This window comes from Methanomicrobium sp. W14 (genome assembly GCF_017875315.1).
Classification (GTDB): domain Archaea; phylum Halobacteriota; class Methanomicrobia; order Methanomicrobiales; family Methanomicrobiaceae; genus Methanomicrobium.
In genome coordinates, this window is the sequence record NZ_JAGGMM010000001.1 from 1,033,016 (window position 1) to 1,054,425 (window position 21,410).

General features: G+C 45.3%; 32 protein-coding genes. 3 read left to right on the forward strand and 29 right to left on the reverse strand.

The features are described 5' to 3' along the window. Positions 1-6 precede the first annotated feature (6 nt). From secY to J2128_RS05540, 26 genes are all read right to left on the reverse strand, one after another. Complete coding sequence (secY, locus tag J2128_RS05415) at positions 7-1,440, reverse strand: preprotein translocase subunit SecY (RefSeq protein ID WP_209690070.1); 1,434 nt, start codon at positions 1,438-1,440, stop codon at positions 7-9. 22 nt (positions 1,441-1,462) lie between these two features. Beyond that, entirely contained in the window at positions 1,463-1,888 is a 426-nt protein-coding gene (locus J2128_RS05420) for an uL15m family ribosomal protein (protein WP_209690071.1), read from the reverse strand. 7 nt (positions 1,889-1,895) lie between these two features. Beyond that, positions 1,896-2,357 carry a 50S ribosomal protein L30 gene (locus J2128_RS05425; protein ID WP_209690072.1) on the reverse strand — a complete coding sequence of 154 codons (462 nt, stop codon included), beginning with the start codon at positions 2,355-2,357 and terminating at the stop codon, positions 1,896-1,898. Further along, positions 2,357-2,974 carry a 30S ribosomal protein S5 gene (locus J2128_RS05430; RefSeq protein ID WP_209690073.1) on the reverse strand — a complete coding sequence of 206 codons (618 nt, stop codon included), beginning with the start codon at positions 2,972-2,974 and terminating at the stop codon, positions 2,357-2,359. The genes J2128_RS05425 and J2128_RS05430 overlap by 1 nt, the downstream gene beginning before the upstream one ends. Further along, positions 2,974-3,501: a 50S ribosomal protein L18 gene (locus J2128_RS05435; protein WP_209690074.1), complete on the reverse strand. Its 528-nt coding sequence runs from the start codon at positions 3,499-3,501 to the stop codon at positions 2,974-2,976. Before J2128_RS05435 ends, J2128_RS05430 begins: the two co-directional genes overlap by 1 nt. Beyond that, entirely contained in the window at positions 3,501-3,953 is a 453-nt protein-coding gene (locus J2128_RS05440; protein WP_209690075.1) for a 50S ribosomal protein L19e, read from the reverse strand. Before J2128_RS05440 ends, J2128_RS05435 begins: the two co-directional genes overlap by 1 nt. Next, a complete protein-coding gene (locus J2128_RS05445; RefSeq protein WP_209690076.1) occupies positions 3,946-4,389 on the reverse strand; it encodes a 50S ribosomal protein L32e in 444 nt (147 codons plus the stop codon). The genes J2128_RS05440 and J2128_RS05445 overlap by 8 nt, the downstream gene beginning before the upstream one ends. A gap of 5 nt (positions 4,390-4,394) precedes the next feature. After that, the gene (gene rpl6p, locus J2128_RS05450) at positions 4,395-4,919 is read right to left on the reverse strand and encodes a 50S ribosomal protein L6 (protein WP_209690077.1); all 525 of its coding nucleotides are present in this window, start codon (positions 4,917-4,919) and stop codon (positions 4,395-4,397) included. A 15-nt stretch (positions 4,920-4,934) separates the two neighbouring features. Then, a complete protein-coding gene (locus tag J2128_RS05455) occupies positions 4,935-5,327 on the reverse strand; it encodes a 30S ribosomal protein S8 (protein WP_209690078.1) in 393 nt (130 codons plus the stop codon). 17 nt (positions 5,328-5,344) lie between these two features. Next, positions 5,345-5,521, reverse strand: coding sequence for a 30S ribosomal protein S14 (locus J2128_RS05460; RefSeq protein WP_209690079.1), 177 nt, complete (start codon positions 5,519-5,521; stop codon positions 5,345-5,347). 1 nt (position 5,522) lies between these two features. Then, on the reverse strand, positions 5,523-6,020 hold the full coding sequence (locus J2128_RS05465) for a 50S ribosomal protein L5 (protein ID WP_209690080.1): 498 nt from the start codon (positions 6,018-6,020) through the stop codon (positions 5,523-5,525). 5 nt (positions 6,021-6,025) lie between these two features. Continuing rightward, positions 6,026-6,754 (reverse strand): 30S ribosomal protein S4e, encoded by a 729-nt coding sequence (locus J2128_RS05470; protein WP_209690081.1) that lies wholly within the window; start codon positions 6,752-6,754, stop codon positions 6,026-6,028. Continuing rightward, complete coding sequence (gene rplX / locus J2128_RS05475; protein ID WP_209690082.1) at positions 6,754-7,119, reverse strand: 50S ribosomal protein L24; 366 nt, start codon at positions 7,117-7,119, stop codon at positions 6,754-6,756. Before rplX ends, J2128_RS05470 begins: the two co-directional genes overlap by 1 nt. 12 nt (positions 7,120-7,131) lie before the next feature. Further along, on the reverse strand, positions 7,132-7,530 hold the full coding sequence (locus J2128_RS05480; protein ID WP_209690083.1) for a 50S ribosomal protein L14: 399 nt from the start codon (positions 7,528-7,530) through the stop codon (positions 7,132-7,134). Continuing rightward, the gene (locus J2128_RS05485) at positions 7,527-7,853 is read right to left on the reverse strand and encodes a 30S ribosomal protein S17 (RefSeq protein WP_209690084.1); all 327 of its coding nucleotides are present in this window, start codon (positions 7,851-7,853) and stop codon (positions 7,527-7,529) included. The genes J2128_RS05480 and J2128_RS05485 overlap by 4 nt, the downstream gene beginning before the upstream one ends. Before the next feature lie 2 nt (positions 7,854-7,855). Beyond that, positions 7,856-8,137: a ribonuclease P protein component 1 gene (gene rnp1, locus J2128_RS05490; RefSeq protein ID WP_209690085.1), complete on the reverse strand. Its 282-nt coding sequence runs from the start codon at positions 8,135-8,137 to the stop codon at positions 7,856-7,858. Further along, on the reverse strand, positions 8,134-8,340 hold the full coding sequence (gene rpmC / locus J2128_RS05495) for a 50S ribosomal protein L29 (protein WP_209690086.1): 207 nt from the start codon (positions 8,338-8,340) through the stop codon (positions 8,134-8,136). Before rpmC ends, rnp1 begins: the two co-directional genes overlap by 4 nt. A gap of 1 nt (position 8,341) precedes the next feature. Next, positions 8,342-9,073 (reverse strand): 30S ribosomal protein S3, encoded by a 732-nt coding sequence (locus tag J2128_RS05500; protein WP_209690087.1) that lies wholly within the window; start codon positions 9,071-9,073, stop codon positions 8,342-8,344. Further along, the gene (locus J2128_RS05505) at positions 9,074-9,535 is read right to left on the reverse strand and encodes a 50S ribosomal protein L22 (protein WP_209690088.1); all 462 of its coding nucleotides are present in this window, start codon (positions 9,533-9,535) and stop codon (positions 9,074-9,076) included. A gap of 5 nt (positions 9,536-9,540) precedes the next feature. Further along, complete coding sequence (locus J2128_RS05510; RefSeq protein WP_209690089.1) at positions 9,541-9,954, reverse strand: 30S ribosomal protein S19; 414 nt, start codon at positions 9,952-9,954, stop codon at positions 9,541-9,543. Positions 9,955-9,970: 16 nt separating this feature from the next. Further along, a complete protein-coding gene (locus J2128_RS05515; RefSeq protein WP_209690090.1) occupies positions 9,971-10,684 on the reverse strand; it encodes a 50S ribosomal protein L2 in 714 nt (237 codons plus the stop codon). Positions 10,685-10,694: 10 nt separating this feature from the next. After that, positions 10,695-10,943, reverse strand: a complete 249-nt coding sequence (locus tag J2128_RS05520) for a 50S ribosomal protein L23 (protein ID WP_209690091.1) — start codon at positions 10,941-10,943, stop codon at positions 10,695-10,697. Further along, positions 10,940-11,689, reverse strand: coding sequence for a 50S ribosomal protein L4 (gene rpl4p, locus J2128_RS05525; protein WP_209690092.1), 750 nt, complete (start codon positions 11,687-11,689; stop codon positions 10,940-10,942). Before rpl4p ends, J2128_RS05520 begins: the two co-directional genes overlap by 4 nt. Positions 11,690-11,697: 8 nt before the next feature. Continuing rightward, positions 11,698-12,711 carry a 50S ribosomal protein L3 gene (locus tag J2128_RS05530; protein WP_209690093.1) on the reverse strand — a complete coding sequence of 338 codons (1,014 nt, stop codon included), beginning with the start codon at positions 12,709-12,711 and terminating at the stop codon, positions 11,698-11,700. Between the two features lie 291 nt (positions 12,712-13,002). Next, on the reverse strand, positions 13,003-13,206 hold the full coding sequence (locus tag J2128_RS05535) for a hypothetical protein (protein ID WP_209690094.1): 204 nt from the start codon (positions 13,204-13,206) through the stop codon (positions 13,003-13,005). Positions 13,207-13,568: 362 nt separating this feature from the next. Further along, positions 13,569-13,973 carry a Tfx family DNA-binding protein gene (locus J2128_RS05540; protein WP_209690095.1) on the reverse strand — a complete coding sequence of 135 codons (405 nt, stop codon included), beginning with the start codon at positions 13,971-13,973 and terminating at the stop codon, positions 13,569-13,571. Positions 13,974-14,114: 141 nt separating this feature from the next. Here J2128_RS05540 and J2128_RS05545 point away from each other — a divergent pair, with 141 nt between their 5' ends. After that, positions 14,115-14,957 (forward strand): F420-dependent methylenetetrahydromethanopterin dehydrogenase, encoded by an 843-nt coding sequence (locus J2128_RS05545; RefSeq protein ID WP_209690096.1) that lies wholly within the window; start codon positions 14,115-14,117, stop codon positions 14,955-14,957. A 110-nt stretch (positions 14,958-15,067) separates the two neighbouring features. Here J2128_RS05545 and J2128_RS05550 read toward each other — a convergent pair whose 3' ends face one another. The 3 genes from J2128_RS05550 to J2128_RS05560 form a co-directional block, all read right to left on the reverse strand. Next, on the reverse strand, positions 15,068-16,510 hold the full coding sequence (locus tag J2128_RS05550; protein WP_209690097.1) for an MFS transporter: 1,443 nt from the start codon (positions 16,508-16,510) through the stop codon (positions 15,068-15,070). Next, the gene (locus J2128_RS05555; protein ID WP_209690098.1) at positions 16,507-17,445 is read right to left on the reverse strand and encodes a galactose-1-phosphate uridylyltransferase; all 939 of its coding nucleotides are present in this window, start codon (positions 17,443-17,445) and stop codon (positions 16,507-16,509) included. Before J2128_RS05555 ends, J2128_RS05550 begins: the two co-directional genes overlap by 4 nt. Positions 17,446-17,653: 208 nt before the next feature. Continuing rightward, positions 17,654-18,655, reverse strand: a complete 1,002-nt coding sequence (locus J2128_RS05560; protein ID WP_209690099.1) for a 5,10-methylenetetrahydromethanopterin reductase — start codon at positions 18,653-18,655, stop codon at positions 17,654-17,656. Between the two features lie 383 nt (positions 18,656-19,038). On the opposite strand from J2128_RS05560, the gene J2128_RS05565 reads away from it, so the two are divergent. Next, positions 19,039-20,190, forward strand: a complete 1,152-nt coding sequence (locus J2128_RS05565) for an adenosylcobinamide amidohydrolase (RefSeq protein WP_209690100.1) — start codon at positions 19,039-19,041, stop codon at positions 20,188-20,190. Further along, entirely contained in the window at positions 20,190-21,179 is a 990-nt protein-coding gene (locus J2128_RS05570; protein ID WP_209690101.1) for a hypothetical protein, read from the forward strand. Before J2128_RS05565 ends, J2128_RS05570 begins: the two co-directional genes overlap by 1 nt. Positions 21,180-21,410: the final 231 nt, after the last annotated feature.

Sequence of the window (21,410 nt, forward strand, 5' to 3'; positions counted from 1 at the left end):
TTAAATTCACTCCTTTCCGAAGAAACTACGCATAAACGGATACATCTCCATAATCTGTTCACTCGCAATTTCTTCATACAGGCGGTATACAATACTCACTGTAAGCAGAAGTCCTGTACCACTAACAGAACCTACAACACCAAGATAGTTTGCAATGACACTTAACAGACCTACAGCGATACCGCCAATAACAGTAACACGCGGGATATAACGATCAAGGTACCTTACGAGAACCTGCTCATTCCTTCGATACCCAGGGATGTGCATCCCGCTCATCTGAATCTGCTTTGCCACGTGGGAAGAATCAAGACCGGCCGTTTTGACCCAGAATAATGCAAAGATTGCACCTCCAACTATCATTACAAAGAAATCAATACCCATTCTCGTAATGACTTCCCATATGGGGTGACCGAGATCAGTCAGCCACCACATCCAGTCACTTGGACTGTTTATAGGCGCCGTCACATACATTATGCCGTTTGTCGGATTCTGACCGTCAAACTTACCGAGAATAGTTATTCCCAGATTGCTCAAAAACAGACCGAACATCTGCCAGTTTGCCTGAAGAACACGTACAAGGATCATCGGAAGGACACTGGCATATATGAGCTTTACAGGGAACCTGCCCCTTGCACCACGCACTGCTGCATGAGCAAGCGGTATTTCAATCCTGGTAGATTCGGCATATACCACAAGACCGAATATAATCAGCGTTGTTATAAGAGCCAGAATATCAAGCCCGTAATACTCAATTATATTGGCTCCATCTCCGATTATAGCAAAAAGCCTTGGGATTAAACCTACAGGATATCGGTCCTTGACAGCTGCCCAGTTAAAAAATCCGTTTATAAGACCCTGGGATACACCTGCTACGATGAAAAGACCGACACCTGAGCCAATACCCCATTTTGTTACGACCTCATCCATCAGAAATATCAGGACGCCTCCGATACAGAGCTGAAGGAATATCAGAAACGACACTGTTGCCATACTTCCGCCAAAGAACTGCAAAGCTATCGCAGAGTCAGGCTTAAGGAAACCTCCTATAACGTTAGGTGCAGCCTCAACCACGATCATTACAAAGATCATGAGCTTCTGCAGACCCATGTACATAACCTGACCGCGTGCACTGGAGGTGTCTATTCCCAAAAGGTCGGCACCATTTAAGAGCTGGAGAACAATAGACGCTGTGACAATCGGCCCGATACCAAGATGCACTATAGATCCGCTTATTCCAGCAAGCAGGGCACGATACATCCCGAGCCAGTCCAGGGATTCTGAGCTAAGCCCGAATATCTGAACATTAGTCAGCAAAAAATACAATATCAGAACAGCTACTGTCCACATCATCTTATTCTTGAAATGGACATGCCCTTCAGGGCTTCTGACAGACGGCATTGCTGCCAGCAGCGGTTCCATTCGATCCAGCATTGCTCCCATATATGGTTCACCAAAAAATGATTCAGGCGGTCAGTGCCTGACCGCCCATCTCTTCTATTTTTGCTTTTGCAGTTTCGGAAAACGCTTCGGCAGTGATATTTATCTTATGATTTACTTTTCCGCCGCCAAGTATTTTATTAATTCCGATCTGCTCTGCATTCACTACAAAGACATCGTTGTCCAATGTTGCACAGCCATCTGCCACAAGCTTTTCAAGGATCTGATCCAGAGAGCCTATGTCAATCGCCTTGCATTTGATTCCGTTCTGGTTTACAAAACCGTGTTTTCCGTTGTGCACCTCGCCCAGGAGGAGGAAATGTGAGAACCTGTGATCTCTGTGACCTGCTCTCCCTATTCCTCCACGGTTTCCTGCTCCACGGCGGTTTTTATGTGTACCCCCGCCGCATGTGCGTGAACCACGGTATTTTGATCTTTTATTTACCGGCATCCCTTTTTCACCTCATCCTGTAGAGAAGACTGTTTATCTCGCTGCCATAGTTTCCAAGGGCCCCTCCCTGCTGGTAGGTGCGCTTGATGGACTTGTAACCCTTTCTCGGCGGGTGAAGACGAAGGACCGGCTTTAGTCCGGGGATATCCGTAATTTCAGCCTCACCGGAACAGATTGCCTTTGCAAAAGCTTCAATGTCAGAATACTGTGAGTTTTCCTTGATGTATTCGTCAGTAAGCTTTTCATTTGCAGTAAGGCGGCCGCGTGTCTTAAGGACGGTTGCAAGTATTTCAGAGTCGGCTTCCCCGTATGCAACGTAGTCCTTCACCTTTCTTATCATACCCATATAAGCCGGGGTATCAGGGATAAGGACACAGTGGTTGATGTGGTGAAGACGCAGCATCTTGAGAGTATCCTTTATCTCTCTGCTGGTGTTTACAACGCCACGCACCTGAACCACGAAGTACATTATCTGCGACCTCCTTTCCGGATAAGATTTGCCTGCAGAAGTGCATTATAGGTTGCCATTGCATAGTTGATTGTGGTCCGGGTCTGTCCACTCGAGGCTGTCCAGACATCGCGGACGCCTGCAAGTTCAAGGACCTTTTTACCGATATCACCAGTGACAAGACCAATGCCCTGGGGAGCAGGCATAAGCGTTACTTTAACACTTCCTGCCTTTCCTTCAACACGCATTGGAATAGAGTGATCCTGTCCGCATGCACATTCCCAGCTGCCGCATCCTCTCTGAATTTTTATGATATTGAGTTTGGCGTTGCCAATAGCCTTTTTGATGGCGTTTCCGACCTGGGCGTCCTTTCCCTGTCCAAACCCGATATATCCGTTGCGGTTTCCCACAACGACAGCACAGCGGAACTTTACACGCCTTCCGCTGTCAGTCATCCTCTGAACCATATTGATATCCAAAACCTCATCCTCAAGATCAGGAATGAAGTAATCTACAATCTGTGGTTCCTTTATAGGCCTGCCGCTTTCCAGGACGTCATCAATACTTTTGATCTCACCCGCGGCAACCTGTTTTCCAAGACCGGTGAGAGGAATCCATTCTTCCTGTTCAAAGGCCATTATTTCAGCTCCTTCATTATTGCATCTTCAACAGCTTCGACATTTTCAACAAGGCTGCCTGCTTTTTCAGGTGCGTATTCTGCAATTGTCACTCCCTTTACCCTGTCGTCACCAGGAAGTTTCTCCTCGCCGTGGGGTACGTTGAACCCTGCTGCGACAGCTCCTTTCAGTGCAGCAAATACCTTTGCCCCGCTTTTTGCACGGTGAAGTCCGATATCAAGGATTGCCTCCTCGTAACCTGCATTAAAGGCTTTCACTGCAAAGAGCATCCCTGTAAGGTAGGCTGCGGGTGTATTTCCCGTTGAACCTGTGTAGCCGTATTTTTCAAGTTCGCTGGAATAAGCGGCTACAAGTGTCCTGTCACCTTCAAGGCCTGCTTCAACAAGCTGACAGATGATATGCTTGTTTGTCTTTCTGACAACCATTCTGTGCTTTTCTGATACTATTAGCTTTAAGCGCTTGTAGTAGTCTGTTTTGCCTTCCCGGCGCCTGCGGAAATGGACTAAATACCTTGGCCCTGTCGCCATTATTCCATCCTCCCTGTAATCTGTTCAAGCTGCGCCTTCATGTGGGCGACACTTCTGAACTGACCGCCGGCTGCTTTTCTGTACATTATTCTGTAGACATGTGAGTCTATTGTGCCGTCTTCGCGAAGGACTTTCAACTCTCTTCTGATTGCACGAATCTTTCTTATCCATGCATCTTTTGACGGATTACGGGCACCTGCGGCTCCTTTTCTGCGTCCCGGACCTTTGCAGTGTCCGTATGAGCGCTTTGCCATAAGCTTGCGTGCCCTTCCGCGGCTGTTTCCCTTCGCAGGCTTTGCTACAATAACGCCCTCTTTTACGAGACCCCTTACATCTTCGCGGGATATTGCATTCGAGATGTCATCTTCACGCCCGGAGTCCATTTTTACACGATGGATCCCGCATTTGAGAACCGAGGAGGCCATACGCTTCTGGTTTTTGAGATCACTCATCGTCTGCCACCTCTTCTTCCTTCTCTGTCTCTTCAGCTTCTGCTTCTTTTACAGGCTTTTGGGTGTCCTTCCTGTTCAGAATTTTAACATTTATCTCATCAGCTTTTTCCTGTATTGCAGCACGCTTCCTGCCACCTACAGTTGACGAGATCCTGATTGCCTGAACTTCTGTATTAAGGCCTTCAAGGTCTGTGACATTGAATACAATTACTTCTTCAAACCCTGACGGGTGCATGCCGCGTACTGCCTTAGGACTTCCAAAGCCGGGACGGGGATGACTCCCTTTTGCACGATACTGCTTTCTCTGTTTGCTTTGCAGACCACGGGGCCTTCTCCAGGTGTCCTCAAGTCTCTTCTTTCTGGAAAGCCCCTGGCGCTTGAAAGTCCCGCGCTGTGCATTTCTTGCTCTTATTAATCTTGTCTTGTCGTCAGCCATCGGAATCACGCCTTCTTCACAATATAGATGCCGTCCTGAAAGACACGTGAATCACGGCCACGGACCTTTGTTGCTTTTTCGATTCTTCCGGATGCCATTCCAACAAGCTCTTTGTCAATTCCTGTAAGGACAACTTCGTCGTTTGCGACCTTCATTTTGACACCTTCAGGGATTGCCGCATAGCGGGACTGCTTTTCTCCAAGAAAATTTGCTATTTCAAGTGCTTCCTTAGTTGCCTTAAGCTGAATCGGAAAGTGGCTGTATACTACCTTCATGGTATACACGTATTCTTCAATAACCCCGTGGAACATGTTGTCTGCATGAGAAGCATAAGTCCCCAGCATTGCAACAACTTTCTTCCTTGTGGACTCGGTTTCGGCAATGAATGCTCCGTCTTCTATCTTTATAGAGACTCCAGGGTAGTGCATCCTTCTCTCGATTTTGCCTTTTGGTCCGGATACATGAAGTGTATCTCCGGTGATTTCTGCTGAAACATCTTTTGGGATTTTTATTTTTCTCTGTGTGATCATAATCTTTCAGCCACCTTAGTATACATATCCCAGAAGTTCTCCACCAACACCAAGACGGCGTGCATCCTCGTGGGATATAACGCCCTTTGAAGTGCTTATGAGAAGTGTTCCAAAATTCTTCGCCGGGAGATACTGGTTTTCCCACTTTTCCAGTTCACTTGCCTTGACAGCAAAACGGGGCGTAATGACTCCGCATTTGTTTATACCCCCGTTGAGAAATACCCTGAACTGGTTTCCTCTGCCGTCTTCAACAAGCTCAAATCCGCTTATATAACCTTCTTCCTTCATTATGCCGAGCATTGCTCCAAGAAGTGTGCCTGCAGGTTCGACGATGCACTCTGTCTTACCCACATCAGAAGCGTTTTTAATTGCGCTCATTGCATCAGCAATTGTATTAAGCCTTGCCATTTTCAAATCACTCCTGATTAATTCATCTTCTTAAAGCCGATTTTTGCGGCATATTCACGGAAGCACTGGCGACACAGCATTATATTGTACCTGCGTACAAGACCCTGCTTTCTGCCGCACATCTGACACTCATTTGCACCACGACCAAATTTCTTTGTGGGTGCCTCCTCGTTTTTCGATTTATTCTGCGCCATTTTACTGTACCTCCACGCCAAATTCATCCTGCATGAATCTGACTGCTTCTTCGCGTGACACCCTCTGCTTTTCAGGAAGCTTCTTTGTCTGGATGCTCCTTCTTGCAATGCGAATGCCTTTCTTTTCAATGACTACGTTGACATCCATACCATAGATACCAATCATAGGATCGTAGCTCTGTCCCGGAAAATCAGTGTGCTCTTCAATTCCAAAAGCAACATTTCCGGATTTGTCAAACTGGTGCTCAAAGAGCTTTTTTTCGTTTATCTCAAGAGCACTTGAGACAAAGTCGTCAGCTGCCTTTCCTCTCAGCGACACTTTACAGCCTATAGGCTGGCCTTTCCTGATACCAAAAGCAGGCTGGGTTCTTTTTGCAATAGTCCTCACAGGCTTCTGGCCTGATATCTCTTTAAGGATATTCTCTGCCTTGACAAGTTTTTCACCGGCCTCTCCGACACCCATGTGAATTACAACCTTGTCAACATGGACTTTCTGCATTGAGCTCACTCTTCAATCCCCCATGTGCTGACTGCCGGCTCGGATGCTCCGACCATAAAGATGTAATCTTCAATTGTATCAAATTCCTCGCCGCTTTTCAGATCTTTTAAATAGACCCTGTTTGCAATGCTTCCCGGAATTGTGTCAATCCTTGAGATTTTTCCGATCTTACCGGAGTGACTGCCGCCTATTATCATCGCACAGTTGCCTTCAGAGTAGCTGAAATGATCGACGACCTTCATGCGGTCGTCACCGGTTATAGTAAGAACAACCGAGTCTTTAGGCTTGTAGTCCTGGGTGTCAACTACAATATTTGCACCGTATCTCAGGTTAAGCTGGATTGTTCCGCCCTTCACAATAGTCTTGTCTGAAATCTTGCACAGGCGCGTGGAAGCGTCTTCTGCAGAGATTGGAACCGAGACATAGTCTCCCTTTTTGTTGCGGAGAATCCTGTAATACTTCTCTGTCTTAGGTATTGCAACAATGTCAAACACACCGATTCCAAGTTTCGGGTCAGTGCATACGACACCGTTTACAAGAACAGACCTGTCTTTCAGGATCTTTTTAGCCTCTTTCATGTTAAGGGCAAGACCCATGTGATCTCTCAGCCACACTGCCATAGGCATTGCTTTCTTGTTGTGGGGGCCCGGAGATGTTTTTGCAACAAACTTGTTTATTTTTTTGGCAACACGCCACCCTGACGGCGAGTTAAGTCTTTTCATATGATTTGACATTACTTTCTACCCTCCAGTCTCTCCTCACGGACCTTGTCCTCAAGCTTAAGTTTCACAATCTGGACCGAAGATGCGCATACAGGTCTTGGAACCTCAGTTCCGTCAACTTTCGTTACAGAAACTCCATGGACAAGTACTGTTCCCTTCTCGGTATTCACTCCGTCTACGACACCCTCATCGCCCCTGTTGTCTCCGCGGAGAACCTTTACTGTATCTCCCTCAACAACACGGAACGAACGCCTGTTGTATTTTTCACGGAGCTCCTTTGAAAGGGATGCATCAAGAAACTTGCCGCGTGCATGAAGCGGTGCTGTATAACGGGCTTTGCGCTGCTTCCTGGGCTGGCTGCTTGCGATTCTTACCATTACAACTTCACCTCACACAATTATTGTCGCCATCGATCCAATCTTTGGAAAACGCTCGGCAACCTCACGGGCGACAGGTCCCTTTATCTCGGTTCCCTTGGGCTCCCCCTTTTCATTTGTAATAACCATTGCATTGTCTTCAAATGAAAGACGAAGGCCGTTTACCCTTCTTATCTCTTTTCTCTGCCTGATTACGACCGCTTTTTCAAGCTTTCTCCGCATCTCCGGAGTACCCTTCTTGACACTTACTGTTGCCATGTCGCCAAGACCAAGTTTTGGCTGACGCCTGCGGACACCATGATACCTGTCAACTGACACTACCTGCACCTGGCGTGCACCGGTGTTGTCTGCACATGTAAGCCTTGTTCCTGTTGCAAGCGCCCTCGGAATTTGGGACTGAATCGCTTTCATTCTCCGGACACCTCAATTACAACAAATGTCTTTGTCTTGGATATCGGCCTGCACTCTGCTATTTTCACGGTGTCGCCGACTTTTGCACCAAGGCACGGAGGGTTGTGTGCGTGAAGCTTTGACGAACGCTTTTCGTAACGCTTGTATTTCTTCACGTAGTGCAGGTAATCTCTTGATACCACAACAGACCCCTGCATATGGTCACTCACGACTTTACCGGTAATCACCTGGCCGCGTACCGGCAAAGTGCCGTGAAATGGACAGTTTACGTCATTGCATTCCTTTTCCGGTGCTTTGACGTTTAACCCTATATTTCTAGCCATATTTACCTCAGATTTTTGATTCGCATGCTGATTCTTTTTTCAGGCTGCATAATCAACACTGATCCATCAACCCTTACCTGGGTCTCATCTGGAAGCTCAATGTCAAATACTGCGCCTTTTTTCTGCACTTTTTTAAGGCCTCTTTCGGAACGTATCACCAGCATGTTTTTTGTCTCATCAACGACTGTTCCGCTGATGCCTGCCTGAAAAGGGTTGGTCGAGGAGAAGACCTCTGCCTTTAACCCGATAAGCTCATGCCTTAATACATTCCGTGGAGTTATCAAGCCTTATTTCTCCGCTTGTTCTGCTCGGTTTTAATGCGTGCAATAGTGCGCTTTATTTCATGGACACGTCCGGGATTTTCCGGGGCACCACCTGCACTTACTTTACCCAGGTCCTGAACAAGCTCAAGCTCAAGCTTGTCAAGCTGCTCGGATATTTCCACATCACTGAACTGGGAGATTTCGGATGCACGTAATATCGCCATTTCAGAAATCCTCCTGATCAGGTACATCTTCTGCTGCTTCCATTTCGGCGTCGATTTCCTGTCCGATAACGTCCTCGTCCGGGACTTCTTCGACAGTCTCTTTTAATGACACTTCTTCGGGGTCGAACTCCTTTACTTCAGGTTCAATTACTTCGAAGTGATCGGGAAGCTTTGCTCCTGGCGGAACTATCTTGACCTGGCAGCCTATTGTACCAAGCTTTTTTATTGCAATCGCATAGCCATGCTCAACAATAGTCTCACTGGGCTCACCCGAGTGCTTTATATAGCCTTGAGTAAACTTCTGGACACGTGAACGTGCTCCCGTAAGTTTACCGGATAGAATTACCTCGCATCCAAGGCCGCCCGACTCCATTACACGGCGGAGAATGCTTGTTCCGGCCTTTCTGAAGTACCAGCCGCGTTCAAGAGAATTCGCAAGGCGTTCTGCCATAATCTGTGCGTTAAAAGACGGATTGTCCACCTGCTGAACTTCAATCTGCGGTGATTCTATGCCGTAGTCGTTCTGAAGAGTCGATGTAATCTCACGTACTACTTTTCCGCCCTTTCCGATGACTATCCCCGGTTTTTCAGCAAATATCGTTATCTGCGTCCCGAGTGGAGTGCGAATAATATCCATTCCGCCGTATCCGGCCCTTTTGAGTTCTTTTGAGAAGAACTGCTCCACGCGTGCGCTGCGGATGCCGTCCTCGACAAATCTTCTCTCTACTGCCATTTACTCCACCTCTTTAACTATAATTTCAACATTCACAGATTCAGCGAATTTTGGTGTCGCCCTTCCCATTGCACGAGGGAAAACACCGCGTGTTCTTCTGCCCCTGTTTGCCGAAACCGAGAGTATCTCAAGTTTTTCGGTGTCAAGTCCGATGTACTCGGCATTTTTTTCAACGGATTTTAAAAGTCTGATAAATTCCGCCGATGCCTTTACAGGGTATCTTCCTGCATCCCACTTGTCAAGTCCGCGCTTGTGCGCTACATCCATATTGAATGTCTTGAAAGGAATTGCTTTTTTAACTGCAACAACATCCTCAAGATAGGCAATTGCCTTCTTTGTATTCTTGCCGCGTATGAACTTTGCAATCTCAATTGAGTGCTTAGGTGAGCATGGAAGTTCGTTTGCTTTTGCACGGGCGAATTTGTCCCCGTCCATCTTAAGTGAATAGTTTGTCCTTGCCATATCAATCACTTCAGCGGAACGAATTTACTTGACCTTGTTGCACCAATACCTGCACTTCCGTGTGTGACACGCTTTCTTGTCAGTGCAAACTCACCGAGGTACATAAATACCGCTTCAGGCTGTATTTCGACCTTCACAAAGTCCTTTCCGTTGTGTATCTCAACGCTTTTTCCAACCATTTCAGGCAGTATCACCATATCACGCTGGTGTGTCCTGATACGTTCGCTGCCATTTCGGAACTCAGCCAGAAGCTTCTCGTGTCCTTCAGAGAGACCGCGGTTGAATTTGCGGCGAGCTCTGGACGGCATAATTGGGAGAAGTTCACTCAGGCTCATCTGCTGAAGTTCCTCAATCTTGTAGCCGTGATAGGTGAACTCTTCTTTTCGCCTCGGCAACCTTTTCTGCTGTTTTTTTGCCATAATCTGCTACACTCCGTTATTTCCTTCCGGTCTGCCTTGCAGCAATCGATCCTACCTTTCTGCCCGGTGATGTACCGCGGGATACTGTCTTTGGACGTCCGCAGTGCTGGTGTCCACCGCCACCGAACGGGTGGTCGATAACGTTCATGCATACTCCTTTCACACGAGGCCACTTCGTAGCCTGCGTCTTCATCTTGTGGTATTTCTTACCGGCCTTTACAAACGGTTTTTCGCTTCTTCCGCCGCCTGCGACAATGCCTACAGTTGCACGGCAGTCCCCGTTGAACCACTTGTGCTTTCCGCTCGGCATCTTAAGACCTACACGGCCATCGTCAGACTTGCCTATAATCTGGGATAAAACCCCTGATGCACGGATGAATTTTCCGCCGTCGTTAGGTCTTGCCTCGACATTGCAGACATATGCACCGACAGGGATGTCTGCCATCCTGAGAGTGTTGCCGTTTTTAACCTCTGCTTCAGGACCCCATGCAACCTTTTCACCGACTCCCATGCCCTCTGTTATAAGCATGTAGATTTTCTTTCCGGAATCAAGCTCAACTTTTGCGATAGGTGCGTGCCTTGCAGGGTCATGCTCTATGTCAATAATGACACCGTGAATAGTCTCGGCTACATGTCCGGGATGTTTGAGCGAAGCCTTGTAAAGGTGCGAAGGTGCACGGTATGTAGGTCCTCCGCGTCCGCGGTTTTGTGATATAATACGTTTTCCCATCTACACCACCTTATAATACTCCAAGTCTGCTGAGAATTTCTTCTCCGTCCTTTTCGTCTGCAAAAGAAACTATTGCCTTCTTGTGCCCTTTCATCGTCATAAGGGTCTTTACAGAGACTACCTTTTTGTCAAACATCCTTTCTATTTCTTTTGCGACAAGTTCCTTTGAGGACTTGCGGTCGACGATAAACTGGAGTTTTCCGTCAAATTCAAGATCCCTTGAAGCTTTTTCAGAGACATAAGGGTATTTTATAATCATTTCAGCTCCTCCAGCTTCTTTACTGCAGAAACGGTCCAGACAGTAAGACGTCCTGCATGCGTTCCGGGTGCAAGGTGCTCAGTGTTAAGCTCTTCAACTGATACTGCATCAACGCCTGCAAGGTTTCTGGCTGCGCGAAGTGGTGCATCACCGGTAACAATTAACAGGCTCTTGCTCTGTTTGTAGCGGCGTCCGCGAAGCTTTCCGCGTCCTGCACGGATATTCCTTGAGTTCCTTGAGCGGATTACGTCTGCGTAAAGTCCGTTTTGCTCCAGGGCTTTTACAATGTCCTTTGTCTGCTCAAGCGATTCAAAAGAGTCATCAAATACAAAAGGTACTTTGCCTTCAAATTTGTGTCCGCGTGCAATAACAAGCTCTTCCTTTGTGGTTGCAGCTATTGCCGACCTGATTGCCTTCTTCTTTTCCTGCTTGTTCATCTTGCGGACAAGATTCTTTTCAGTCTTTGGCGGATGTGCCGCACGACCTCCCACGGCCTGTGGGATACGGGCTACACGTGAGCCGTTGTTTATTCTTGGCACCTGAGCAACGCCACGACCGCTACCCCAGGATTCTGCAGATGTCTTTATACCTGCATAAGGGTTCACACCGTGAGGCTGGTAGCGTGTGCTCTGAATCGCCAGTACTGCATTTTTGATAAGGTCAGGGCGGTATGGTTCATCAAATACAGCCGGAAGTTCTATTTCTCCTGCAACCCCGCCGTCAACCGATTTAATATCTGTCTTCATCTTTCAGATCATCCCTGCTTACTCATTGTGCTGACATAACTGACTGACGGTACGCGATCAACATGATCTCTGTTGCGGATTGCAGGTCTCAGCCTAATTAAACGCTTTACAGGGCCGGGGACAGACCCCTTGATTGCTATATATTTGCCCCTTACAAGGCCGTATTTTACAAATCCGCCTTCTGGATTGACCTCATCAGGAGAATCGCCTACTTTGAGAACACGCTTGTTGAACTCGGTTCTCTGCTGGTATCCCATCTGACCCATCTGGGGAACCTGCCACCTGACATGGTGAGGTGTCCACGGACCGAGGTTACCTATATGGCGTTTCTTTCCCTGACGTGAGTGTTTGCTCTTTTTTACCTGAATTCCCCAGCGCCTGACAGGGCCCTCTGTTCCCTTTCCGGTTGTGACGGCTGTCACATCGAGGTATTTTCCTACGTCAGACACGGCATCGAATTCAACTTCCTTTCCCAGAAGACCTGCTGCAAAGTCAAGGCGTGCCATAACGTCTCCTCCTGCAACACGGACCTCCATCATGTCCGGGACTTTCTTGGGGACACCTGAAAGCATTGAGGGCTGGGTGTACATAAGAGCAAATATATCCGAAACTATGCCTTTTTCTATGGCTTCACGGATTTTTCCCGTATTTTCCTCTGCATTGCTCTTCTTTGGAACGTTGACGCGCTTATCAAGCGTCTCGTCGACATCTTCTGCCCACACTTCCGAGAATGCATGCCTTCCATATGTATCCGCACTGTATGCACGCACGGCAACTACTTTCATGGGAGGTATTTCGACAATTGTTACAGGCACTGAGATCTCTCTGCCCTCGCTTGGGCTGTTCTTATGATCGTCAACCATAACAATATGTGTCATACCCGCTTTGTATCCGGCAAAGCCCTGCAGTTTCGGCTCCCCTTCATACTCAGGCCAGGAGTTGTATTTTGGCACCTGGCTTTTCGCACGCTTGCGGGGGCTGTATGCAAGTGATCCTCTGCGTGGTCTGGATATTTGGGCCATCTTTTAATCAATCCTAAATCTTGCTTTTATTATGCATCGATTCTGACTTTTCCGAGATTCCGAAAAAAACACACAAATTTTACGTCCTAATGCTCACAAAAACTTCTTCCTGAATTTTGCAGGCATTATTGTATTTTTACGTTTTTTCCGGACATTTTGGGTTAAACAGACGATCTCGTCTGGTCTAAATGAACCTTTGATATCCGTGACTGTCAGGCATATTGGCATGTTTTTTTAAATGCCGGTTACCATAAACATCTTTTTTTAGGAAAAACCACAAATGACCTTTTCCTAAAACCACCCTTTCAAAGGGCAGTTCATTCCACGTCTCTCAAACAGATTCTGACCTTTCACTGCGCTCTTCCGTAAGTCTATTTTTTCAGGAATATATCTCCTGAACAAATAACCGGAAAAAGGGCCGAAAAACTCATTTTCGTCCACCCTGCATTCGGCGCATATATCAGATCCTACGTCTTCAGCCCGTCGCACGGACATTTCACGGAGAAAAACCCGGGCGACCTACTATCTCGGCAATCACCAGGACACTGGCGAAAAATTACATTTCACAACTGTCCCGGGCAACCTCATTACAAGAATTATCAACCCGTAAAGCCCTGCGTTCTGCTTTCAGAAGGCAGATTGCATGACCGCTGGATATCTGCTTCTTATAACGGTTTCCTAAATGTTTTCCTTATTCTGATATAAATGTAATGATAAATTCTAAAAACAGGAAAGATTTCATGACAAAAATTTCTCATTCAAATCCGGAAATTGAAATGAACAGGATAACAAGTGAAATACTCACAGAATGACATATAAATAGTATTTATGGTATTTTCAAAAACCGCAGGTATTGATTAATTGAAGTATATATCCCCGTCTTTGTTTATGTAGACATCAATATCTTCCCTGATGTATCTTGCGCGAAACCTTTCCGGATTTGAATCGCGCATACGGTTGATAAGTGATATGGTGTCATACCTTACCTTAATGCCCAGACCTTCAGCCTCGTTGAATATTTCCTTTGCGGCATCAAGAAAATCCGACCCTGCTTTTATGGTGCAGAGATGCGTGGCATCCAGAGTATACAAAAATTCCAGGGTTTCCTTCGCTTTCTTGATATTCTCCGTCGCTGCCTTTTCGATCGTACAGACGTTGGCTTTTGAAGTTTCTATTATATCAGCTATCTGCTGTTGTGTGTATCCCTGCTTTCTGTATCGAAGGACTTCTTTCTGACGTTCAGTGAGGAGACTCTCTTTCATTAATATGGTTATATGTTTTCATAAACTTAAACACTTCTACTTAACATGTTAAGTTAACCAAATCAAAACAGATTATTTTCAAAATCTTTATTAGCAGATCCGATAAATTTAAAGTGTTCTCATAAATGAGAGGTATAGAATATGGTAGTTAAAGTAGGTATTGCAAAACTCGGCAACATCGCAAGTGGTGTAATGGCAGAACTGCTCCTTGATGAGCGTGCAGACCGTGAAGATATGCAGTCATTCATGGCGACAAGCGGAACAAAGCTCCAGCCTGAGGACATTGAACGCGTTGTCTCCAACATGAAAGCATGGAAGCCCGATTTCTGCATCGTAGTTTCTCCAAACGGCGTTCTTCCCGGACCAAAAGGTGCCCGTGAGGATCTTGCTGCCGCAGGAATCCCGTGTGTCGTAATAACAGACGACATAACAACAAAGAAGGATGACTTTGCAGCACTCAAGGAGTCATCATTCGGATACATCATCATGAAGGCAGACTCCATGATAGGTGCACGCCGTGAATTCCTCGACCCGATTGAAATGGCCGACTACAACGGAAACCTCGTGAAAGTCCTTTCATTAACAGGCGCATTCCGCAAACTCCAGCTCGCACTGGACAAAGTCATTGACCAGGTAAAGGCAGGAAAGAAGGGTGCAGAACTTGAGCTCCCAAAGATTGTCATGACATCAGACAAGGCTGTTGCAGGAGAGTTTACGAACCCATACGCACTTGCAAAGGCACGTGCAGCATATGAGATTGCACAGGCAGTCGCAGGTGTAAACGTCAAGGGCTGCTTCATGACAAAAGGGCATGAGAACTACACACCGATTGTCGCATCCGCACACGAAATGATGCGTTCAGCTACACTTCTTTGCGATGAGGCACGTGAGATAGAAAAGGGCTGCAACGGCGTAATCCGTATGCCACACAAGGCAGACGGTGAGATAGTCAAGAAAGTAGAGCTTATCTCAAAGCCCTGGTAAATCAAACTAATAATATCTTTTTTTTAATAGATTTTTGCATTAAATCCTTTAAACAGGCTGAAAATAAAAAAGCAGGAAAGAAAGGGAAAAAATTTCAGGAGGCCTTTTTTTCAAGGTTCATCAATTACTTCCCTGTCCCTGATTAGAAGTGAAATTATCATAGCCCCCACGGCAAGCAAAAACGAAAACAGATATATCTGGTGCATTGCGGAAGTCAGGATTCCTGGCGGTATCAGGCCTGCCGAAATACTATTCACATCGGTTATTCCCGGCATTTCCGACGCAAGGCTTTCCTGCACAATAAGCGTATAGACGGCTGTCCCCATGCTCATGCCGACGTAAAACACAAGATTGCTGACCGCAGAGCCTGTCACCCTGTGATCTTCAGGGCACTGCTCAATAATTCTGTTCGCACCCGAACTTGCAACTGTCCCGATTGATATTCCGAAAACTATGAGGCCTATCACAAGGTAAATCTGATTTGCACTGATATTACCAAGAGACAGGAAAAGTATTACAAATGAAACTGCCGCAAGAAAACCGGCAGTCGAGCAGACTAACCTGTTCCCCTCGTAGTCTGAAATTGAACCTCCGGCAGGACCTGCAATAATCATTATCAGTGGCGGAATAAGAAGATAAAGACCGGAAATATCAGGAGTCATACCAAGAACACTTTCAAGATAGAACGGGAGGATGAATTCGACACCACCGAGAAGTATCTCAAAAATTACGAGAAATACGACTGAGCCGGAAAAACCAGGGTTTTTGAAGATGTCTATATCTATTATGGGATCACTGTGCCTCTTTTCGCAGTATGCAAAAAGTACTGCAAAAACGACGAAAAGGAAGAACAGTACTGCCGTTGCAGGAGAGCTCCACCCTAATGAGCTGCCCTGGGACAGTATCACCAGAAAAGACGTCATTGCAGCGCACAACGTGACAACTCCGGCGTAATCAAAATTTTTGAGAGAAGATTTTATTCTGCTGTCCTCCACTGCATACATGGTAAGCGCCATTCCAAATATTCCGATAGGGATATTTATGTAAAATATCCAGTGCCAGGACAAAAAATGAGTGATGTAGCCGCCTATGGCAGGCCCTGCCGCAAGAGCGATTCCTCCTGCACCCATAATCACTCCGAGCACCTTTCCCCTTACTTCAGACGGAAAGCCTGTTGCAACCTGCGCCGGAACTCCTGCGGCCATCATAGCGCCGCCGGTCGCCTGAAGACACCGAAACATGATTAGAAGTTTTATGTCCGGCGATACTGCACAAAGATATGAACTTGCAGTAAAAAGGAAAAGTCCTGCACCTATGATGTTTCTTGTGCCGTATTTTTCAATGATTTTTGCAAACGGCAGAAGAAGGCAGCTTATGACAAGGAAATATACAAGCGGTATCAGTGAGACAGTGCTTATATCAACCGAATAATAATCGGCCATCGTCGGAAGCGAAATATTTACAGCTGTCCCGTCCAAAAGCTCAATTGCAGTTGCAATGGACAGAAGCAGAAGTACTGACCATTGTCCTTTCAGGGTATGCTTATATCTCATACTTTCCCGCTGAATTCATTTCTGTAGTATTCCCCAAGGTCTTCCGGGACAGTCATCACAACAGGCTCAAAATGAAGCCTCTCCATGAATGCCGAATCTGACGATCCAAAAGAACACGGGTTGATTCTCGCTATGAGAGACACAAAGGCCTGAAATGATCCGTCTGAATTATCTTTGTCAAATCTTATAGCCATATTGTATGCATAATGCCCGAAGCTTCTGTAAAAATCTGTTATTTTTATTATTCCTGATGCAACCTCATTTATGCATTCAGGAAACTCCGATATAGAGGATATGTCCATATATCCCCTTACTTCCTTTTCCCCCATAGGGACAGGACTTGCAGACCAGATTATACTATCTCCAAAGAGATATCTTTCAGAGTTTTTTTCGCATTCCCGGACTTTATCCCAGTAGTTCCCGTTCGTCTTTTCAATGTATTCAATGCTTTTTTTCAGATATGTTTCAGTAACATATGTAGGGCTGCTGTCTGATATTCCCTGCATATGGGGGTGGACCATACTTGCACCGGAGGAAGTAAGGTTATTCCAGTTTATTGACGGATAACCCTTACATTTTGCAAGCGCAAGATACTGGGCCTTTAAAGCGTCACGAACCTGCTTCTCGGTAAATTTTAAAGGAGAATGCTCTCTTGTTATAACAGTAACAACATGCTTTTCCGCGAAAGGATACAGGTTTGGAAATGTTACACTTTCACCGACAGCAATCCTCATGCCGTCCTCAAATACCGGAGTTTCATTGAATACTCTTTCAGGACAAAACTGACATGTTTCAAAGGACTTGGCCGGTGCAGGTTCGGAGTCCGTGCACCTGTTCACTCTTGAAGGACTGATTCTTGCTCTGAATCCGGTTAAAGCCTCATATCTTTGATATACTCTGCGGCCCTGTAATGTAAAAATTTTTTCTGAAAACATATCCGCCCTTCTCAAAGTTAAAAATTATATGAATTTTCTGGCTTTCAGTTAAACTGTTGAAACACTATTGCTTATATAAATAATGATAAATACCGGCTGCAAAAAGGCATTAATACCGGGAACTGTCCAACAACAGTTACCTATTCATTCAGACAAATCAGATTTTAAAAAAAGAAAAAAGGTATTTATAAACTCTTTCGTCTCTCTCTCAGATAATGTATTTTCCGAGGAGACGGATTGAGTTGGTCATGTTTGGTCCGAGCGGTGAGCCGAAGATAATCTGTGTGACACCGGATTTCAACAGGTTTTCACATTTATCTTTAACCATTTCAGGTGTTCCTGCAATTGTGAATGCATCGATTTCACCGTCGCCGACAAGACCTCCGACAGCTCCAAAGTCAAAGCGTGCAAGTGCATCTTTAATCTTTGCCACATTTGAAGCGTCAAGACCGTGGCGCTCAAGAAGTGCCGGTGGTGAACCTGCCGCTATGAATGCTGCAACAATCTTTGCTGCATTGCGTGCCTTTTTCTCGCTCTGATCGATTGACATTGCAGTGTATGCACCGACATCGAACTTCTTAAATTTCTTCTCGTCGATTTTGTCACATGCTGCTTTGATTATCGGGATTGCAACTTCGAAGTCTTTTGCGTTTGATGCGTTGATAAGTGCTCCTTCTCCAATTTCTCCTGCGAGCTCAAGCATCTTTGGACCCTGTGCACCAATATATACCGGGATCTGCTTCTTCTTTGGCGGAAGCTGGACACCTGTAAGTTTTGCACCGTCGTAGTCAAAGAACTGCATCTTTCCGGTCTTCTTTATTTCCTCACCTGCACAGAGTGCCTTTATCTGCTGGACACCCTCTTTTAAGCGTGCAACAGGCTTTTCAGCATGAATTGCAAGCTTTGGAAGTGTTGAAAGGTCTCCCGGGCCGATACCAAGTGCTGCACGTCCTTCCGATATTTCATTGAGAGTGCACATAAACGATGCAATTGCTGCAGGGGTATCTGTAAATGTATTCATTATACCCGGACCCATCTTGATGTTGTCCGTTGCCTGCGCGATTGCTGCAAGTGTCGGGTAGCAGTGACGGTTGTTATAATGGTTTGTAATCCATGCAAAGTCGATATCTTTCTGCTCTGCAAGTTTACAGTATTTTACTACTTCCTTTACGGAAATATTTCCTGGCACAAATTCTATTCCATAACTCAAGGTAAATTCACCTCAAATAAGTAATTATTGCGGGGAAATTTAAATACATTATCATTTAGTTTTATTTTATATACTAGTAAATTTAAAAAAAACAGTTATTTTTGTTATTTCCAGGAAATAAGCCAGTTTATCTTAATTAACCGGGTAAAAAAATATGAGAGAAACAACATCCCGTACATTCGTGCAAAAATATTAACATTAAAAAATGTTTCATATTCCGACCGGATAAAACAGTTTTCAAGGAATAATTTTTTTGATTATTCCCGCTTTTGCTGCAAACAACAAAATTAAATTTTACAAAACTTCACTAATATTTAATTAAGGTTTAATATCCCCAAAATATCAAAAATCAAAAACGACAGGAATCCCAAAGAGGTTTAAATTTGACGGATAATGGAGAACAAAATTGCAATGAAAGATTAAAGCTCATTTTTGAGACGAATTCAAAAGAAAAGGTATACCGATGCAGCAACTCGATTGTGGTAAAACTTCCTTCACACAGAAATTCACTGACAATATCCTCACTTAACGGTGGATACAGGGAAGATCTCGAGGCTGTCTACAACCACCAGCCAAAACCATGCCAGAACCTTAAGGGCTGCTGTGATCTTGAAGGAAAAAGTCTTCACGAATATTTGTCCGTTACGGCAGAAAGGCTCGGACTAAATCCAAAAAAAACATCAGGCATGATGACAGCCGCAAATATGAAAAATGCAGCTGTATCAAACAAAAGTTTCAGGGATATTGACGTGACTGCTGTTGTTACGGCAGGAATCGAGGTAAATGCCACAAGGGCCGGAGACCCTGCATCCTTTTATGAGGAAGACGGTTTGTTCGAACAGGTCTGCGGGACGATAATTACTATACTTATAATAAATGCAAACCTTTCAGAGAGTACTCTTGCGCAGGCTGTTATGACTGCAACCGAGGCAAAAACTGTTGCTGTACAGCAGCTGATGGCACCGAGCAGGTATTCGGACGGTATAGCTACAGGTTCGGGGACAGACCAGATATCTGTCATTTCAAACATGGAGAGCAGAAGCCGTGTCACAAACGCAGGAAAACACTCCAAATTAGGTGAACTGATTGGAAAATGCGTAATAGAGGCAACAACACAGGCTCTTGAAAAACAGACGGGACTGTGCCCGGAATCCCAGCGGGATATGCTTTTAAGGCTTGAAAGATTTAAATTAGATGAAAAGGACTTCTGGAGTACTGCTTCTGCTATGCCCGGTGAAAACAAAAAGGCGCTTTTTATCAAAAATTTGAGAGAATTTTCAAAAAATCCCGTGATTGTAGCACTTACAGCCTCTATACTTCATATTCTGGACGAAATCAACTGGGGACTTATTCCGGAACTTTCAGGGAAATATGCCGCGATATCCGTTATGGAGACATTTCCAAAAATTGCGGCCCTGAAAGACAACAAAACTCCGGAAGGCATACTTGACGAAAGATATTCCATAACTGAAAATCTCATGAGAATTACGTCGTGGTGCTTAAAATCAGGACAAAGAACAACGGGTGAACAATAATGAATCCTAAAGAACTGATGAACTTTTCAATATACGATTTTGATCTCGACAAATTCGGCGGCAGTTTTGAAGAAGTAAGAGAACTTATCGGTATTCTCGGACTTGACGGGATAGAGCTCCTGGTAAATTTCGACGAGGTCCCGCAAAGAGTCCCGAAAGATCTTGTAAAGGCGGTTCACCTTCCGTCCTTTATGGGCTGGGTGAGAGTCTGGAATGACGAAAACTTCGTTATTCCAAAAGAAATAGGGGAAGAATCGGTCGAATATTTTTACGGCGGCAGAAACAGGGATGAAATTGTATCAAATCTGTGCAAATGTCTGTGCAACTCTTCATGCCTCAACCCTGCATACGGCGTTTTTCATGCATCGTTTACCGAGGTGGAGTCTGCTTTTGCAGAAAAACAGCCGTTTTCAGACAGAGAAGTCCTTTCAGCAACGGCAGAGCTTTTAAACGAGACCGCATCGAATTTTCCTGGCGGAGAGCCTCCTTTTGACATTTACATAGAAAACCTGTGGTACCCGGGGCTTACATTTCTTAATTCGGATTTGGCCCTGGAATTCATGGATATGCTTAAGTTCAAAAGGTGGAAGTTTATCCTGGACACGGGTCATATGATGAACTCGACAAAAGAGTGCTACAGCGAAAACCAGGCTGTTGAAGTTATATTACGCCGTCTCGAAGAGCTTGACCCGGAAGTTGTCAAAAGAATCGACGCTATGCACCTTCAGCTTAGTACTTCCGGAAAATTCCAGGAAAGCTTTAGAGGGCCCGACAATTATTCAGAGCTGGATTATGACGACAAGTTCGTCCATATTATGAATTACCTTGGAAAAGTAGATGAACACAGGCCTTTCTCAACTGAAGGGTGCAGGAGAATTGCCGAGTTCATATCCCCGAGCTTTATCACGCATGAACTGCAGGCGAAAACTGCCTTTGATATCAAAAATGCACTGAGCCGGCAGATTTGCGCATTCAGAAGAGATTCCTAGATATCAATATCAATTTTAGTCCCTGAGGAAGAAGGGATTTCTATTTTCACCCGGCTACAGGGAAATTTTCTCAGGGAATATTACCTGCGCAGAGAAAAACAGCAACCATTCAAAACATTTATAAGTAAGATTTACATTATTTTATATTCCTGGGATATTCATTAAATGGAAAACTCCCATTTTGACTACTCCAAAGAGAGTTATTTTAATTTTAAGTATTATATCCGGAAT

Excerpts from the sequence above, each read along its gene's own strand:
- secY (WP_209690070.1), bottom strand. The coding sequence starts at position 1,440 with ATGGGAGCAATGCTGGATCGAATGGAACCGCTGCTGGCAGCAATGCCG.
- J2128_RS05420 (WP_209690071.1), bottom strand. The coding sequence starts at position 1,888 with ATGCCGGTAAATAAAAGATCAAAATACCGTGGTTCACGCACATGCGGC.
- J2128_RS05425 (WP_209690072.1), bottom strand. The coding sequence starts at position 2,357 with ATGTACTTCGTGGTTCAGGTGCGTGGCGTTGTAAACACCAGCAGAGAG.
- J2128_RS05430 (WP_209690073.1), bottom strand. The coding sequence starts at position 2,974 with ATGGCCTTTGAACAGGAAGAATGGATTCCTCTCACCGGTCTTGGAAAA.
- J2128_RS05435 (WP_209690074.1), bottom strand. The coding sequence starts at position 3,501 with ATGGCGACAGGGCCAAGGTATTTAGTCCATTTCCGCAGGCGCCGGGAA.
- J2128_RS05440 (WP_209690075.1), bottom strand. The coding sequence starts at position 3,953 with ATGAGTGATCTCAAAAACCAGAAGCGTATGGCCTCCTCGGTTCTCAAA.
- J2128_RS05445 (WP_209690076.1), bottom strand. The coding sequence starts at position 4,389 with ATGGCTGACGACAAGACAAGATTAATAAGAGCAAGAAATGCACAGCGC.
- rpl6p (WP_209690077.1), bottom strand. The coding sequence starts at position 4,919 with ATGATCACACAGAGAAAAATAAAAATCCCAAAAGATGTTTCAGCAGAA.
- J2128_RS05455 (WP_209690078.1), bottom strand. The coding sequence starts at position 5,327 with ATGGCAAGGCTTAATACAATTGCTGATGCAATGAGCGCAATTAAAAAC.
- J2128_RS05460 (WP_209690079.1), bottom strand. The coding sequence starts at position 5,521 with ATGGCGCAGAATAAATCGAAAAACGAGGAGGCACCCACAAAGAAATTT.
- J2128_RS05465 (WP_209690080.1), bottom strand. The coding sequence starts at position 6,020 with ATGCAGAAAGTCCATGTTGACAAGGTTGTAATTCACATGGGTGTCGGA.
- J2128_RS05470 (WP_209690081.1), bottom strand. The coding sequence starts at position 6,754 with ATGTCAAATCATATGAAAAGACTTAACTCGCCGTCAGGGTGGCGTGTT.
- rplX (WP_209690082.1), bottom strand. The coding sequence starts at position 7,119 with ATGGTAAGAATCGCAAGCAGCCAGCCCAGGAAGCAGCGCAAAGCCCGT.
- J2128_RS05480 (WP_209690083.1), bottom strand. The coding sequence starts at position 7,530 with ATGAAAGCGATTCAGTCCCAAATTCCGAGGGCGCTTGCAACAGGAACA.
- J2128_RS05485 (WP_209690084.1), bottom strand. The coding sequence starts at position 7,853 with ATGGCTAGAAATATAGGGTTAAACGTCAAAGCACCGGAAAAGGAATGC.
- rpmC (WP_209690086.1), bottom strand. The coding sequence starts at position 8,340 with ATGGCGATATTACGTGCATCCGAAATCTCCCAGTTCAGTGATGTGGAA.
- J2128_RS05500 (WP_209690087.1), bottom strand. The coding sequence starts at position 9,073 with ATGGCAGTAGAGAGAAGATTTGTCGAGGACGGCATCCGCAGCGCACGC.
- J2128_RS05505 (WP_209690088.1), bottom strand. The coding sequence starts at position 9,535 with ATGGCAAGGACAAACTATTCACTTAAGATGGACGGGGACAAATTCGCC.
- J2128_RS05510 (WP_209690089.1), bottom strand. The coding sequence starts at position 9,954 with ATGGCAAAAAAACAGCAGAAAAGGTTGCCGAGGCGAAAAGAAGAGTTC.
- J2128_RS05515 (WP_209690090.1), bottom strand. The coding sequence starts at position 10,684 with ATGGGAAAACGTATTATATCACAAAACCGCGGACGCGGAGGACCTACA.
- J2128_RS05520 (WP_209690091.1), bottom strand. The coding sequence starts at position 10,943 with ATGATTATAAAATACCCTTATGTCTCTGAAAAAGCTTCAAGGGATCTT.
- rpl4p (WP_209690092.1), bottom strand. The coding sequence starts at position 11,689 with ATGAAGACAGATATTAAATCGGTTGACGGCGGGGTTGCAGGAGAAATA.
- J2128_RS05530 (WP_209690093.1), bottom strand. The coding sequence starts at position 12,711 with ATGGCCCAAATATCCAGACCACGCAGAGGATCACTTGCATACAGCCCC.
- J2128_RS05535 (WP_209690094.1), bottom strand. The coding sequence starts at position 13,206 with ATGTCCGTGCGACGGGCTGAAGACGTAGGATCTGATATATGCGCCGAA.
- J2128_RS05540 (WP_209690095.1), bottom strand. The coding sequence starts at position 13,973 with ATGAAAGAGAGTCTCCTCACTGAACGTCAGAAAGAAGTCCTTCGATAC.
- J2128_RS05545 (WP_209690096.1), top strand. The coding sequence starts at position 14,115 with ATGGTAGTTAAAGTAGGTATTGCAAAACTCGGCAACATCGCAAGTGGT.
- J2128_RS05550 (WP_209690097.1), bottom strand. The coding sequence starts at position 16,510 with ATGAGATATAAGCATACCCTGAAAGGACAATGGTCAGTACTTCTGCTT.
- J2128_RS05555 (WP_209690098.1), bottom strand. The coding sequence starts at position 17,445 with ATGTTTTCAGAAAAAATTTTTACATTACAGGGCCGCAGAGTATATCAA.
- J2128_RS05570 (WP_209690101.1), top strand. The coding sequence starts at position 20,190 with ATGAATCCTAAAGAACTGATGAACTTTTCAATATACGATTTTGATCTC.